Here is a 15,119-nt window from a genome sequence, read left to right as displayed (position 1 = left end):
ATAACAACGAAACGACCGGTCAGCAATTTGCGGCCGGTCGTTTCGTTTACCCCCATCCGTTCATCAATGCAGTTCCATACCGGTATTACGCAGCTTGACTATATACCCGATATGAATGTCCGCTTCGGAAAATTGCTTCTTCCAGTCCATCCGATTCCATTCAGTCGGATGGTACGCCTTAATGTAGGAACCGATACCCAGGGCATCCGTTTTGTATTGCTTCTGCAGCTTATGAACGAGCTTCGCCGTATTTTCCTCTAAATAACGGACTGCATCCTGCTCTATTTGGCGGATCGTCTGCGGGTCTTTCAAATCGGCTTGGAACGTCTTTTCCAGCAAGTTTCCTTCGATCTTGATGGTAATCCGGACGACTGGATTACCGTTTTGGAACGTTACTTTTTTGCTGGATCTGACGAATTCCGTGTTGATCGTCGCCAAATGGGCAGGGTTCCCCTTGTATGGAAACGCGATGCTGCCGCCGTCCTTTTTTTCCCGAACTCGCATGACCCGCCAAGTTTCCCGTTCGTCCAAAGTACCGATCATGCGGTCGTCCAGAAATAAAGCGACACCGCTCCATTTAATGTCGTCCTTATTCACTTGGACGTAGTTCAAATAGGGCTCCCGCGAACCTGTCGTCAAATCGATGTAAAAATCGCCTAAATTGATGTCTGGGATGCGACCGCTGCGGGCACCATTCTCGATAAGCGTCATAATGAAAACGGTCGGAATTTGTTCGAGCGCTGGAGTCGCGGTCAGCAACTTGCGGCCTTCACCTTGCACCACGATCGGCCATAACAGACGGCGGATTTGCGGATCGCGCCGGAACGGATCGAGTATTTGGCTGATCCCTGCTTTCGCCACTTCTTCGCCGATGGCGATAATGCGGGTATGTCCGTAAAATAGCTCTTGATTGAGTCGTTTCTGCAAATTCTGGAAGGCATCGACGACCGTCACACCTGTAGCCGACATTGTTTTTACCGCTTGTTTACCACCACCCCCGCCGCTACCGAGACCGGAACCGGCGATTCGAATCGGAATCGGAATTTGCACCGTGAGCAAAATCATACCGGGCTGTTCGTTGGATTTGTCGATCGCAATGGCGACGACCGATGTCCGTTCCTCAATCTCTCTACGATCCCAGCAGCCTGCCGAGAGAAGCACCGCAACGCTCAGCAAGACAACTAGGCGTACCGCTCGCCACGGTTTATTCATAAGACGGTTTCGCTTCCTTTCGGTTCTCGCCTGAATTTCCGCGCTGTTTCCGGAGCAAGGAGATGATTAAAAGTAGAACGGGAACGACAAAAGCGATAAAAATGCCGAATTTGCCGGACCAATTCTGATATTGGAACAACTCCTGCACGTTCTGCGGGCGAAGGGAAAGCCAATAAAAGAACGGAAGCAAGCAAACGGCGATCCATCGGTGCGAGCGCAGCTTGAGTGCTTGCTTGGCGATGACAGCCGTAGTGAAGTACATGTTCCCGACGCTCGTAAATACAGCTGCGACCCACACGCCGAGAAAAGCGGACTCGAGCCTTTCCAAAATGAGTCCGGGAACTGCCGTCGTTTTGACCAGCTCCAGCGTTGGCCATGCGAGCAATTGAATTTCTTCGACGCCGAATACGGCAATACCGGATACGACGATCAAGACGTAGATAAAGCTTGGTATTGCGAGGCCAACCATGCTCCCGCTCATCCGCTTGTCGGACATTTCGGCTTTGGCATATAAGACGGCCATTATCTCGAACCCCAAATACGAACCCGATGTTGTAAGTATGCTTTTGAATAAGCCGCCCCAATTGCCGTTAAAAACCGGCAATAAATTGTCTAGCCTGGCGCTCTGCAGTGAAGAAAGTGCGATGACGAGAACGGGGATGACAATAATCGGTAGCAATATTTCGTTGACCCGGGCAAGCACCTCCTCGTTGTACATGACGAGTACGAAGCCGGTTACCAGCATCGTGGAAATGATAACCTCGAGCGGCGTCTTCGTAAGTACGGTTGTGATGACGACTTCCCCAAACGTGCGTGCGACGATAGCTGTAGATGAGCCCCAAAATAGGAACAAAGCCAGAAAGATCGGGAAGCTGAGCAGTCGCCCGATCATAGGGTGGTTGGCTGGACCAAGCGCGTCTGCCGCATATTCGATGATCGACTTTCCGGGGTATCGGTTGGACAGTATAACGATAATCGCCATACCGAACATTGCAATCAGCCCACCGCCGATCGTCGCGATCCATGCGCTTTCCCCGGCAGTTTGTGTCATATCGCGAGGCAGTGTAAGCACCCCTACGCCAATTAGCGAGCTTGCGATAATTGCGCCGGACTGCCGGTTGCTAATCAGGAAAGTTTTACCAGACACTGTTTCCGCCTTTTTGGGGCGCTGATTATTTGTTGCGTTCATTCGATTCGCGTTGTTCGCCATTCTGCTGTCCGACCTCCTCTTTTCCGGACTCGGTGCTTATCCGCCGCTTGTCCTCCGTTTTCATAAATGACGGCCGATTTTTCATCCAAAAAAGCGGAGCGCGGATGAAGGCGTCTTTCAAATCGCCGAACCGGGATGGGGTCAATGGAGACAAATACGGCACCCCGAACGATTTCAGCGAACACAAATGAATGATAATCAAAATAAGCAGCAGCATGATCCCGTAAAGTCCGAACATCGCTGCAGCCGCCATCATCGGAAAGCGCAGCATGCGCAGGGCAATCGCGGCGCTGTAACTGGGTGCGGCGAACGAACCGATTGTCGTCAAGGCGACGATAATGACCATGATCGGGCTGACAATGCCTGCTTGTACGGCTGCTTGCCCGACTACAAGAGCTCCGACGATGCCGATCGTCGGACCGATAGGTCCGGGCAAACGAACGCTTGCCTCGCGCAGTATTTCCATCGTCACTTCCATCAGGAACGCCTCGATGATCGAAGGAAACGGCACCGTCGACCTTCCCGCCGCCATAGCGATGACGAGCCTCGACGGGATCATTTCCGGATGAAACGAGCTGAAGGCGATATAGAGTGAAGGCAGCAGTAAAGCCATAATCATGCTTAGCACGCGGATGAGCCGGATAAGCGTTCCGATCAGAAATCGCTCGTAGTAATCTTCCGGACTGTGGTAAAACTGTGAGAAGACGGCTGGGGCGATTAGGGCAAACGGCGTTCCGTCGCAGATGATGACGAGTTTGCCTTCCAGCAGGTTGGCGGTCGCTTTGTCTGGCCGTTCCGTATTTTGGATAAGCGGAAACGGCGTCCAGTGGCTGTCTTCGATCAGTTGCTCCAAATAGCCGCTTTCCAACGCTGCGTCGATTTCGATCGACTGCAGCCGGTCCATTACCTCATCGACGATTTGCGAATTGGCGATCCCTTCCACATAGGCGACCGCAATATCGGTATTCGTGCGACGCCCGACCGTTATATGGCGAATGCGCAAGTTCGGATCTTTCAACCGGCGGCGAATTAGCGCAGTATTGACGCACAGCGTTTCCGTAAAGCCGTCCCGCGGGCCGCGGACGACCGATTCGGTGCGCGGCTCGTCGATACCGCGGCGTTCCCAGCCTTTCGTGTTCAGCAATATAGCCGTATTCACACCGCCGAGCAGAAGAGCGGAATCGCCGGACAGGACGGAGCGTATGATTTCGTTCAGCCGGTCGGTGCGGCTTGATTCGCCAATCGGGATACCCGATTTTTCCAGCCACTCATTCACCGACAAGGACCTGTCGCTGCGGACCGGCAGCCGGTTGGCGGACATGAGCGGAGCCATTATATTTTCGTTCACCGTTTCATTGTCGCTTAGCCCGTCGAAATAAACGATGGCGGCCTCCAGTTCGCCTTGAGCGACAAAAAAGCGCCGAACGACCAAATCATCACTGTCCCCGAATGTCGAACGAATAGCGCCGAGGTTTGCATCCAAATCAGCGGTAAGCGGAAATTGTTCCAAAGCGGTTACTTCTTGCTCGAAGCGATTGTCCATCATGGTCTGCATCCGCTTTGCCCGTCTTTGCAGCAAAGCGGAAAGCGTCATCGTTTTGCGGAATTTGGAGCTCATGCCGAAATCACCCCTCTGCGCTTTATTTTTCCCACAGAAGGTAAAATATACATGGGCGATTGCAAATGGACGATCGAATGATAGAGACTGGACTATCCGTTCGTAATAACTCCCCCGGTGACATGAATAAATTGCCCGGACACATAAGAAGAATCGTCCGAAGCCAAATAAACGTAAGCAGGTGCGATCTCATAAGGCTGTCCGGCACGTTTCATCGGGCTCTTAGCCCCCCAGTTCGCAACCTGGTCCGCCGGGAAAGAAGCTGGAATGAGAGGGGTCCAAATCGAACCCGGTACGACGCCGTTGACGCGAATGCCTCTGCCTTGCAGGGACTTGGACAAGGAGCGGGTGAAAGCTACGATCGCGCCTTTGGTTGCCGAATAATCGATCAATTGTTCGTTTCCTTCATAGGCCGTAAGCGAGGCGGCATTGACGATCGTGCTGCCGCGCTTCAGATGCGGTAAGGCAGCTTTGGATAAATAAAAGATGGAGAAGAAATTCGTCCGAAACGTTTTTTCCATTTGTTCGGACGTGATGTTCTCCAAGCTAGTCTGAACATGCTGTTCCGCCGCGTTGTTGACCACAATATCCAGCTTGCCGAATTGCGCGACGGTTTGTTCGACCACCTGCCCGCAAAACGACTCGATTCCGATATCCCCGGCGATACATAAGCACTTGCGGCCTTTTTGTTCCACGAACTGCTTGGTTTCAGCAGCGTCGGAATGTTCGTTCAAGTAAACGATGACGACGTCTGCGCCTTCCTTGGCGAAAGCGACGGCAATGGCTCTTCCTTGACCGCTATCGCCGCCGGTAATGATTGCCACTTTATCTTTTAATTTTCCGCTTCCGATATAGTCCGGATTATCGAATACCGGTCTTGGATTCATAAGCGATTCCATGCCAGGCTGCTCGGTTTGATGCTGGGGCGGATAAGGGGGAAGAGGCGGCTGCACTTGCGGCCGGGTTTGATTCGGATTTTGTGTCGTCGTTGTCATGATTTCCGTTCTCCTTTTAGTTCGATTTAAAGTCTGGATGAGGGATAGGGGCAGTAAGCACATCAAGCAAGACGGGGTTATTGCTTGTTCGCGATTGATTCCAAGCCTTTTCCAATTGCTCGCCGTTTTCGATTCGGTAAGCAATCCATCCGCAAGCTTCCGCTATTTTGGCGAAATCCGGATTCGTCAGCTCCGTTCCCTCGGGTTTAAGCCCCTTCATGATCATTTTGTCCCGTTCCATTTGTAACGTTCCGTTGTTCAAAACAATAACGGTGACAGGTAAGCCGTATCGCGCAGCGGTTGTTAAGTCGGCTAAAACCATCCCCAAACCGCCGTCGCCTGTCACACAGACGACTTGTTTTTGCGGCATGCATAATTGGCCCGCCATAGCGGCAGGAAGCCCGAATCCCATAGTTCGCCACCACTCGGAGTACAAGATGTGTTGGTGTTTTGCCCGAAAATTTCTCATGAACCAGAGCGTACAATCGCCCTCATCCAGAGCAATCACTGCATCCTCTGCTATATATCGTTCCATGAATCCGATAATGCTTGAGGGGGAAAGAGGGGAACCGGATTGCCCCTTTTCGTTTTCGTTTTGGGCTGCCCATTTCAGCTTGCACTGCTGAACCTCATAAATCCAATCGGAGCTTGGTTTGTACGACTTCAGTCCCTCGATCCATTGCGGAATAATACTGGCCGTATCCTGAGCCAAGCGGATATCCGCAGGGGCGGTACCGAGGTCGGCTTGATGCTTAGCGACTCGGATCACTTTTGCCGTACCCGGGACCATTCCTTCCGGCCACCATGACGTTTCAAGAACAAGCACCACATCCGCCTTCCGGAATAATGCAGCCAGGTAGGGGTTGCCGCCTTCTCCGAGACCGTTCAACAAGAGCGGATGCGTATCGTCAATAATGCCGATCGCGCCGTAACTCATCGCAATTCCGCATCCCCAATGATCCGCTAAAGCTTGGATGGACTCTCGGGCGGATCGGGCGCCGCCGCCTGCTAAGATCATCGGTTTTTGGGCGGACAGGATAAGATGCAAAGCTTCGCGCAAGTCCGAGGAATTGGGAACAGAAGCGGGTAAATATAGGGGCTCTGACGGCTGCATAGCGGTTGTCATGCCGAAAAGGTCCAATGGGATCGAGAGGTGAGAAACGGTTCGGTGCAAAACGGATGTGTGCATCGCTTGAGTAAGCGACTCTACTACCGCATCCGGATGAACGACCAATAAACTGCAAGGTGAAACCGCATGCACCATCTGTTGTTGATTGATGTATTGTTTATAGGCGGTTCCGATTTTGCCTAGCGGCGCTTGTCCGGTGATCGCAAGCACCGGCGCTTTATCCAAAAAAGCGTCGCCTAACCCGTTAATGAGGTTGGCCAGTCCAGGTCCCATATGCGCGATACAAACGCCAAGCTTGCCTGTTAATTTCGCCTCCGCCGAGGCCATCATTGCGGCTACGGATTCATGTTTGACGGCAATAAAAGAGATGGCGTTTTGTTTGGCAAGCGCATCCATGAGTCCGAAAATGGTATCCCCAACGACCCCGTAAATGCGCTGTACTCCCCATAGCTTCAGTTGTTCGAGAATCAGTTGCGCTACAGGCTGCGGAGCACGCTGCCGTGGGTTTACTTTTGGTGTGGCACTCGATTCCTTGGCATTCAGAATGCTCGGCATGTGGCTGCGCTCCCTTGTTTCTCTTTTCCAAGTAGTATGTCATCCACGATTTTCAATTATTACTGAGGATGAATCCGCATTAGTTAGGAATAGTCTCTCCCTGTGCAGGAAATATTAGGACAGACTATACTGCATATGGAAAAGAGGTCACAACATGAATTGGTCTGTGTGGTCCATTGATCGAATACTTATTTTGTTCGTCAGTTTGGCGTTTCTGGTATTGGGGATTCAAGTGACGTTGTTTCATTACCGGCAAAATTTTAACCATAAATCGATGTGGGTACCCGTCATTTCCGCGCCTCTTTTCTTTTTAGCGGGTTTCATTTTGACTTGGTATAACGCTCCTTGGCTGCATACGCTGTTTTTGGTGCTCATGTGGCTTGGCGTTCTAGACGGTTTGATCGGCTTTTACTTCCATTTTCGCGGTGTAGGGATTCGGGTCGGAGGATGGGCGCTGCGCAATTTTCTCATTGGACCGCCGGTTGGCCTTCCTTTGATGTTCTCCGCTTTGAGCGTGCTTGGTTTAATCGCAGTCTATTGGGGGGCACGGTGATTCTGTGATCAATCAAAGCCACTATCCATCGTTCGATGTTATGAACGAAAAGAATGAATGGGATGACCATACTCAAACAATCGTTACATCCCGATTGAAAACGAACGAGGGCTTTCAATTCTTTACCTCTGCCGAAGCGGAAATGGTTGGACGAATCAGCTCGCTTCTGGTTAACGATGAAACTCCGGATGTGCTTCAGTTCGTAGTTGCGCATATCGATCAAACGCTGCACCAATCGCCGGGAGAGAGTCAGAGAAAGCCAGGTGTTCCCGCGGCCTCCGCTTTAGTCCGGACGGGACTTCAGGCAATTGAACAAGGGGCTCAATCGGTATATGGATCCTCTTATATGAACCTTGATATCGCTGAGCAAAAACGATATTTACAGCACATCAGCGAGTCCATTGCCGAACCGCAGAAAGTATGGACCACCGTACCGCAACAGGAGCTGTTTAAGAAAATACAAAATTTAACGGTCGAAGCGTACTGCTCGCATCCGAAAATATGGTCCGAAATCGGTTACGCGGGTCCGGCTTATCCGCGGGGATACGTACGCACACAGCTTGGACAATTGGATCCTTGGGAGGCGCAGCCGGAACAATGAACAAACGAAAATATGCGGGCGAAGAAGTGGATGTAGTCATCGTCGGTGCAGGGGCTGCAGGAGGCGTGCTCGCCAAAGAATTGAGCGAGGCCGGGATGAGCGTAGTCGTATTGGATGCGGGGCCGTTCCGCGATCCGCAAAAAGATTTCGCGAGCGACGAGCTGGCGATGAAACGTTTGGGATGGCAGGATACCCGGATCGTGGATGGAAGCGACCCTTTAACGATGGGGCACAACAACTCCGGCCGAGGTATCGGCGGGGGGACCGTACATTTTACCGCCGTTTTTCTGCGGTTCCATGACGCGGATTTTAAAGCGAAGACGATCGATGGCGTGGCCGACGATTGGCCGATCGAATATGCGGATCTCGAGCCGTATTATGCCAGAATCGAGAAAGAAATTGCCGTTTCCGGTCCAAAGCATTTTCCTTGGGGGAATTACCAAGGCCCTTATCCGTATCCGGAACGCGAACCTCTTAGCCCAAACGCCTATATGTTTATGAACGGGTGCGAGAAGCTGGGGATTACGTCTTCCGTAGCTCCGCTTGCGATTCTTTCCGCACCGTTTGAAGGGCGTCCGCCTTGCATAAACCGGGGATTTTGCAATCAAGGATGTATGCCCGACGCCAAATTCAGCACCCTTATTGTCCATATTCCCAAGGCAATCAAAGCCGGAGCCGAGGTGCTTGCCGATTGTATGGTAACACAGGTGCTGATGGGGAAGGACGGAAGAGCGACAGGGGTCGCTTTCGTACATGATGGAAGGACTTATGAACAGAAGGCCAAAGTCGTGATCGTGTCCGCTTTCGTAGTGGAGTCGCCGCGGCTGCTGCTTAATTCCGCAAACGCCCAATTTCCGGATGGGCTCGCCAACAGCAGCGGTATGGTCGGAAAATCAATCATGGTTCACAGCAGCCAAGACGTCTATGCCAAATTCAATGAGGAAATTAGGCTTTATAAAGGGACGCCCGTACTGGCGACGACCCAGGAATTTTACCGAACCGATCCGAGAAACGGCTTCGTTCGCGGGTACACGCTTCATTCGCATGGAGCCAGGCCGGTCGAATTTGCGAGCGGAATTTCGAAAGCGCAAGGAGGTCCCGTTTGGGGAGAGCGATTCCGAGAGACTATGCTGAATTATAACCATTACGGAAGAGTCACGTTAGTCGGAGAGGTTCTGCCCAATCCGGCGAACCGGGTAACGCTGACGGATGAAAAGGACGAGTACGGCGTACCGCGCGCCAAAGTGACGTTCGGTTACGGCGATAACGACAGGAAGCTCATCGACCATGCTGTCGGCAATATGAGCGCTATTCTCGAGGCGGCGGGCGGGAAAGTCGAATACGTCATTCCAGATACAGCGCATATGATGGGGGGCTGCCGGATGGGGAATGATCCCGAATCTTCGGTCGTGAACTCGTATGGACAAACCCACGACATTCCGAACCTGTTTGTATGCGATGCGAGCATGTTTGTCACTTCGGGTGCAGGCAATCCGACGAATACGGTGATGTCGCTGGCATTAAGAACGGCGGATTATATTAAAGAAAAAGCGAAGAAGCTTGAATTATCGGGGTCGGTTTAACGGCCCTTTTCACGCATGCCAAGTATTGCCGATAGGCAAAGTCGTCCGCACATTGTTCGACATGGAGCCGCCGATAATCCGTCGATTTTGCGACGGCTCCGAGGAGTGCGGCTTGATACGCATTCAGGTCCTTCCCTTCGTTGTCCCGTAAATAACAGCAAGCGTCGATCAGGTGATAGCATTCATGAAATAATATAAAGTAGGGAAGAGCTCTTGCAGGTATTTTATATTCGGACATTACTTGTATCTCGTCTGACGTAACGTAACGGTCATAAGGAACTTGTATATAAATCTTGGCTTTTTCTTTTTTTCGGTCCAATATAACCGAGCCGCCATAAAAAGGTCCCCATGAAAGACGAAGCGAGCATAGTAGGGCAGGCGCTTGGGGGGAAATAGAAGCCAGTTGGCGGAGCAGTCTTTTTTTCCATACGAGCAGCCTTAGCTTTCTCCATTTATAACGCGATATTATTTTTCTGAACACACGAACCCCTCCCTTGTCCACCATACAACGGAGGCGGTCCCTATACAATGTGTAATTTTTTGCAGGGAGTTTTGGCTTAGATCAGCACTTATGGGGCTATTTCAAAAACAGTACCCAGGTTAGGATCGGCCACTTTCATAGAACCATAGACCCCTAAATATAGTTTCGTTTGATTTAGATTCGTCCCTAAGCTGACATAAAAAGCCGGTTGAGAGCCAAAATCATAATCGGTTTCAATTACACTGAAATCACTTGGTTTGCAATCTGCTCTTCCCCTGGTACATGCAAGTACCCCTCTGGCCGGCTGTTCTTTATTGCGGGCCAGATCTGTAAACACAACGGCTCCTGATAAATCAGGGATTTCGGTTCCCATATAGGGCTGAACTCCTGTAAGAGCAGTTGCTCTAAATGTATCGGTCCGGGGATCTTCATGAAAATAACTAAGTAAAGGCGGAAGACGTTTTACTAAAGTTTTAACGGCTTCATCGTAATAAGCGAATGTTTTCTCAGTCAAAGCCTCATTGGCAGAGCAGCCTGTTAAGAACGAAGTAGGAAAAGCCCCTTCCCACCCTCGCCAGCCAAAGTTAATAAAACCTTCCTGATCAGGTTCGGCATTCCTTGCAAAAGCCTGGACAAGCTGAGTAACCGGTATGCGTTTATATGGAATGAAAGAAAAAATCGACTCAACGAGATCTTGTCCGACATTCCCTGCGTATTTGATATATTGATTATAATACCTTTGGTAGGAAATGCCCGGTATATTGCGAACTCCTTTGGCCATTACCGTAAGCGTCTCCTGGATAGGCACGGGCAGCTCATGAAAACGTGTCACGACGGGGGGATTCCCGATAGATGCATACATTGATACATCGATTTCAATGATTTTCCCTGCTATTTCCATATCGTTTTGGCTTAAATTAAACGGATCATAGCCTGATCCGCCGTCGCCGGTTGTTAAAACAAGGTTTCCTGTTTCAGGTGAAAAATTTAAGCTGTTGATACCGTTATGGTTTAAAAACGGCCTTCTTATACGGAGTAAGGTCCGCCGTTTTTGAGGTTGGCCATTGGATTGCCAAATCCATTCTTCGACGGTATCTATGTGGTCGTATTGAATTTCTCGGTTTGTCCACTTCAGATTTAACGTTGCGGGATCGCACGGATTAGGCTTAAAGGATTCAAAGGCGCCGGTAAGAGCGCCCGGTCCTTGGCTTCCGGCTAAGGAGTAGTGGAGATAAAACAGACCGTTATAATTAAATTCGGGATGAAAGGCTAGTCCTAGCAATCCCCGTTCATCATATCCGCCGCTGGAAGCACCTAGTTTTAGGATTTGCGAGCGAATGTCTAAAAAGGTAGTTATCACTCCGTTTCCTATGTAAAAGATCTCCCCTACTTGGGTTGCAATAAATAATCTTTCGATGGAGTCGCCCGGAAGTACGGCTGTTTTCAAAACAGTAGGTAAGTTTAGTTTAGTAACAAGGGGCCTCAAACTAACTTTGGTCAATTCATTTTTCCTCCTTTTCGATCGGAAGCTCTTCTTTTAACAATATGATCCGAGCTGTTGATTATTACTTGGGGTAACCGGCTGCTACGGCATCGCCGGACAGGAACAATAGGAAGGGCGTACGGAGAGTACGCCCTTCCTATTGGACATTTATTGCATACTGCTCATTTCGTTGCCCGTCCGGCCTGCATAGGAATGCGAATGAGGTTGGCTTCCGTCGATTGTCGTATATCCCTCGAATAAGTGGTAGTGTCCGCCGCCAGGGAGTTCAATGGCAGGGCCGGTTGTTCCTTGAATAATGTGAGTATGACCGAAGTCAAGGGAAGTAACGGTATGGTAGCTGTGCACATGAGACATGCCGGTAGGGGCCGGTGCGGTCCAGCTCGCATATTGATGGGAATGTCCGTCATTAACGGAAGTAACGCCAGAGAAGGCATGAACATGGACAGGTCTACCGTTCCAAGACGTTATATATAGCTTGTGAGAGTGATGGGTATCGCTATCCCCATTATCCATGACGAATCCGGTAACAGGAATTTTCATGGTTTGCTCCTTTCTAGGCTGTTGCCATGTATGAGAGCATTGTATGGAAATCCATGTTTGTCACGAAGCGGCTACAGCCCAATTGAGAAAAGTTTTACTCAAGCGACGAATCGTACAAGCCCTGCTCTTTACCTTTTTGCAAAACGAATTTGAGGTCTTCAACAAAGTATTTCCATAATACGGGTCTCCGGCGTACGGCCAGCGGATGGTAGGAGAAGGTTGACGGAATGCCTTGATAGGAATGCCACCGCCCTCTCATCGTTTTCACATCGGTGTCTAGTTCAGGAAATAACGATTCGACCACGACATTGCCTAACCCTAGCAGCAATTTCGGCTTTTTTTCTTCCAGCTGCAGCTGGAAATGGGCTGAGCATGCATCTCTTGCCAGCGGTTTATTATAGGCGCGAACCGGCCGGCATTTCAGCAAATAACTAACGTAAACCATATTCAATTGAAATCCGGACTCCAATAACCCGCGCTGAAGCGTTTCCCGCGTGCCGCATACGAAAGAATTACCTTCTTTGTCTTCGCGTAAACCGGGGTTGTCCAGAACAATAAAAATCGATGCATTAGGATTTCCCTCTCCCCAAACCACGCGTTTCCGATATTTGGAGAGCTCGCAATTCTTGCAATGCACCGCATGTGAGGGCGCTGGTTCTTCATTTAATATAATCGGTGTGAAATTCACCGGGCTTCACTCCATTTAGTAGGTGTGTTCAATTCCTATAGTATGAAATACGGTGTACCCGATTATTCTTACCCGAGAAAGACTATGAAACTTTTAAAATTTACGATGATAATATGGAATGAATTTTCCAAAATGAGGGGAAACTCCCATTAACTAGTGGGGGCGTTTTGGACATAGTCATTCGAACGATAGCTGCATTTGTTTTTTTGCTTATTCTCACTAGATTTCTCGGTAAGAAGCAAATCAGTCACATTACATTGTTCAATTACATTACCGGCATCACCTTCGGCTCTATCGCGGCGTCAACCGCAGTAGATACGCAAATTCCCGCCAAAAATGGGTTAATCAGCTTGGTACTTTGGACTGTTCTTACCTTCTGTGTCGGAAAACTCTCCCTAAAGTATCCGAAGGCCCGAATTATGCTTGACGGCGAGCCGACCATCATCATTAAGAACGGGAAAATACTTGAAAAGGCGATGGCATCCATGCATTTGAATATGGATGACGTAAGCATGCTGCTTCGAGAGAAAAATGTATTCTCGATCAGCGAAGTCGATTATGCCATTCTTGAGCCGCATGGGGAGCTAAGCGTCCTAAAAAAAGCGGAGCATGAAAATGTAACTAAAAAAGATATGCAAGTCCCCCTTCCTCCAAATCTATATATGCCAACAGAAATCATTGTGGACGGTGCCGTAGTGACCCGAAATTTGAACGAGCTGAATCTTAGCATGGAATGGCTTGAGACGGAGTTGCGAAAGACAGGGAACGCCCTGTCTCAACTGGACCGTATTTTTTATGCCGAGCTGCAAAGGGATGGCTCCCTTCACGTGGACAAGCGAAACGATTTGGCCAAATAATCTTCATTTATACCTGAAAAACCGGATCGCCCTTCGAGGTGGTGTTTTACCGCTATTGACCGCCCCGGAAGCAGGCTGTATAATCATCTGATTTACCTTGCATGGGACAAAGGAGCGACTTGAGATGAACGAGCCGGTATTGGAAGTAGCGATTTTGCAAGTGAAGGCGGGGATGACCGCTTCGTTCGAGGAGAGCTTCAAGCGGGCATCGCGGATCATATCCGGGATGAAAGGGTATCGCGGCCACGAGCTGCAGCGCTGCCTGGAAGACGATCACCGGTATGTTTTGCTCGTCAAGTGGGATACGCTCGAGGACCATACGGTCGGTTTTCGGGGCTCCAGCGAGTATGCGGAGTGGAAAAGCTTGCTGCATCATTACTACGATCCGTTTCCGACCGTTGAGCATTATAATCGCATTCCGCTGGAGTAGAGCGGATTGGAACAATAAAAGCCCCCTGACTCCCTTCTTTGCGAGGCAAAGGAGGAGCGGAGGCGTGCGTGGGAGCGGTTCAGGCAAACAAATCGTGGCCGCTTCGCTGCGGTAGCGTACGGACGGCGCGTATAAAATATTCATGAAGGCCAAAGCGCGAGATCGCCTCTCGGTCGGGCAGCCATACCCATTCCTCGATCTCGGACTGGCAGCGGTGGGCCCGGAACGCGGCAAGCTTCGCTTTCAAGTGAGCGGATACGTCGATGCGGACGATATCGTCCCGGGTATATCCGTACGGCTCGGGATGCTCCATAGCGGAGCCGAACGAAATGTAAAACAGGGACGGCTTCCGGCCGGCGCGCTCGCAAGCGGCGGTCGCCGCTTTGCCGATGGCGCAATGGTCGGGATGACCGCCGAGCTTCTCGTGAAACGTCAGGATAACGTCAGGCGAAATGTCGCGGACGAGCGCTTCGATTCGTGCGGTCAAAGCTTCCTCGTCTACAAATTCAACCGTTTTGTCACGAATGTCCAGGAAGATCAGGTTGCGGATGCCCAAGCAGTCGCAAGCCTGCCGCAGCTCCTCCTCGCGGGCGGCGGCTATCGTTTCCCGGTTCAAATAGGGCGGGTTTCCCATGCGGCGGCCCATTTCGCCCCGCGTTGCGCTAACGAGCGTGATGTCGACCCCTTCGCCTGCATACTTCGCCAGCGTCCCGCCGCAAATAAACGATTCGTCATCCGGATGCGCGAATACCACGAGCATCCGGCGTTTTTGGTGCTGGCTGGAATCTTTCATTCGGGAAACGGCTCCTTTCCGAGATGAAGCGCGACGTTCATCCGCCCCCGGTCGTCGTAACCGGCCAGCAGCAGCCGTCCGCTTCCGTCCGTTTCGTAATGGGTGAGCGCTTCCATTCTCAGCCATCCGTGCCCGTCGAACCGCAGCGCCGCGCGATACGGTCCTTCTCCGGCGATGTAGGCGTGCGTCACCCGCACTTTGAAGTTGCGGACGAACACGAAGGAGGTTGCCTCGCTGTGCACGTAAGCATCCGTTCCGACAAATTGCCGCAGCTCCGCTTCTGTTTGCGTTCGGTTTATTTTTATCATCATAGCGAGTTCCTTTAACTTGGAATGAGGATCAGCTCCCTTATTATACCATAAGGGAGCCG

The 15,119-nt window shown here is 50.8% G+C and carries 15 protein-coding genes; 5 read left to right on the top strand and 10 right to left on the bottom strand.

Features of this window, described 5'->3' with window-relative positions:
* Positions 1-63: 63 nt before the first annotated feature.
* From D7M11_RS07970 to D7M11_RS07950, 5 genes are all read right to left on the bottom strand, one after another.
* Positions 64-1,212, bottom strand: a complete 1,149-nt coding sequence (locus D7M11_RS07970) for a Ger(x)C family spore germination protein (protein ID WP_120746632.1) — start codon at positions 1,210-1,212, stop codon at positions 64-66.
* Entirely contained in the window at positions 1,205-2,359 is a 1,155-nt protein-coding gene (locus D7M11_RS07965; protein ID WP_158606504.1) for a GerAB/ArcD/ProY family transporter, read from the bottom strand. The genes D7M11_RS07970 and D7M11_RS07965 overlap by 8 nt, the downstream gene beginning before the upstream one ends.
* Before the next feature lie 25 nt (positions 2,360-2,384).
* Positions 2,385-4,040, bottom strand: a complete 1,656-nt coding sequence (locus D7M11_RS07960; protein WP_420817842.1) for a spore germination protein — start codon at positions 4,038-4,040, stop codon at positions 2,385-2,387.
* 92 nt (positions 4,041-4,132) lie between these two features.
* Positions 4,133-5,035, bottom strand: coding sequence for an SDR family oxidoreductase (locus D7M11_RS07955; RefSeq protein WP_120746631.1), 903 nt, complete (start codon positions 5,033-5,035; stop codon positions 4,133-4,135).
* A gap of 16 nt (positions 5,036-5,051) precedes the next feature.
* The gene (locus D7M11_RS07950) at positions 5,052-6,719 is read right to left on the bottom strand and encodes a thiamine pyrophosphate-binding protein (RefSeq protein WP_120746630.1); all 1,668 of its coding nucleotides are present in this window, start codon (positions 6,717-6,719) and stop codon (positions 5,052-5,054) included.
* 154 nt (positions 6,720-6,873) lie between these two features.
* Here D7M11_RS07950 and D7M11_RS07945 point away from each other — a divergent pair, with 154 nt between their 5' ends.
* From D7M11_RS07945 to D7M11_RS07935, 3 genes are read left to right on the top strand one after another with little or no spacing between them, the layout of a single operon-like run.
* Entirely contained in the window at positions 6,874-7,272 is a 399-nt protein-coding gene (locus D7M11_RS07945; RefSeq protein WP_120746629.1) for a hypothetical protein, read from the top strand.
* Positions 7,273-7,312: 40 nt separating this feature from the next.
* Positions 7,313-7,873 (top strand): gluconate 2-dehydrogenase subunit 3 family protein, encoded by a 561-nt coding sequence (locus D7M11_RS07940; protein WP_240041001.1) that lies wholly within the window; start codon positions 7,313-7,315, stop codon positions 7,871-7,873.
* Positions 7,870-9,456, top strand: coding sequence for a GMC family oxidoreductase (locus tag D7M11_RS07935; RefSeq protein WP_120746627.1), 1,587 nt, complete (start codon positions 7,870-7,872; stop codon positions 9,454-9,456). The genes D7M11_RS07940 and D7M11_RS07935 overlap by 4 nt, the downstream gene beginning before the upstream one ends.
* Before the next feature lie 569 nt (positions 9,457-10,025).
* On the opposite strand, the gene D7M11_RS07930 is transcribed toward D7M11_RS07935, so the two are convergent.
* The 3 genes from D7M11_RS07930 to D7M11_RS07920 all read right to left on the bottom strand — a co-directional run bounded on the left by D7M11_RS07930 (position 10,026) and on the right by D7M11_RS07920 (position 12,669).
* Entirely contained in the window at positions 10,026-11,438 is a 1,413-nt protein-coding gene (locus tag D7M11_RS07930; RefSeq protein ID WP_120746626.1) for a PQQ-dependent sugar dehydrogenase, read from the bottom strand.
* Between the two features lie 150 nt (positions 11,439-11,588).
* Entirely contained in the window at positions 11,589-11,981 is a 393-nt protein-coding gene (locus D7M11_RS07925) for a YmaF family protein (protein WP_120746625.1), read from the bottom strand.
* Between the two features lie 94 nt (positions 11,982-12,075).
* Complete coding sequence (locus D7M11_RS07920; protein ID WP_120746624.1) at positions 12,076-12,669, bottom strand: uracil-DNA glycosylase; 594 nt, start codon at positions 12,667-12,669, stop codon at positions 12,076-12,078.
* Between the two features lie 167 nt (positions 12,670-12,836).
* Here D7M11_RS07920 and D7M11_RS07915 point away from each other — a divergent pair, with 167 nt between their 5' ends.
* Both D7M11_RS07915 and D7M11_RS07910 read left to right on the top strand, forming a co-directional pair.
* Positions 12,837-13,526, top strand: a complete 690-nt coding sequence (locus tag D7M11_RS07915; RefSeq protein ID WP_338042482.1) for a DUF421 domain-containing protein — start codon at positions 12,837-12,839, stop codon at positions 13,524-13,526.
* A gap of 124 nt (positions 13,527-13,650) precedes the next feature.
* Entirely contained in the window at positions 13,651-13,956 is a 306-nt protein-coding gene (locus D7M11_RS07910) for an antibiotic biosynthesis monooxygenase family protein (protein ID WP_120746623.1), read from the top strand.
* A gap of 79 nt (positions 13,957-14,035) precedes the next feature.
* Here the strand turns inward: D7M11_RS07910 and D7M11_RS07905 are convergent, their stop codons facing one another.
* Positions 14,036-14,749 carry a PIG-L family deacetylase gene (locus tag D7M11_RS07905; RefSeq protein WP_120746622.1) on the bottom strand — a complete coding sequence of 238 codons (714 nt, stop codon included), beginning with the start codon at positions 14,747-14,749 and terminating at the stop codon, positions 14,036-14,038.
* Entirely contained in the window at positions 14,746-15,060 is a 315-nt protein-coding gene (locus D7M11_RS07900) for a DUF1806 family protein (RefSeq protein ID WP_240040999.1), read from the bottom strand. The genes D7M11_RS07905 and D7M11_RS07900 overlap by 4 nt, the downstream gene beginning before the upstream one ends.
* Positions 15,061-15,119 lie beyond the last annotated feature (59 nt).

Source organism: Paenibacillus ginsengarvi (assembly GCF_003626695.1).
Lineage (GTDB): Bacteria > Bacillota > Bacilli > Paenibacillales > NBRC-103111 > Paenibacillus_AB > Paenibacillus_AB ginsengarvi.
Note: the sequence above shows the minus strand (reverse complement) of the source record. Positions and strands in the feature narration are given on the sequence as shown.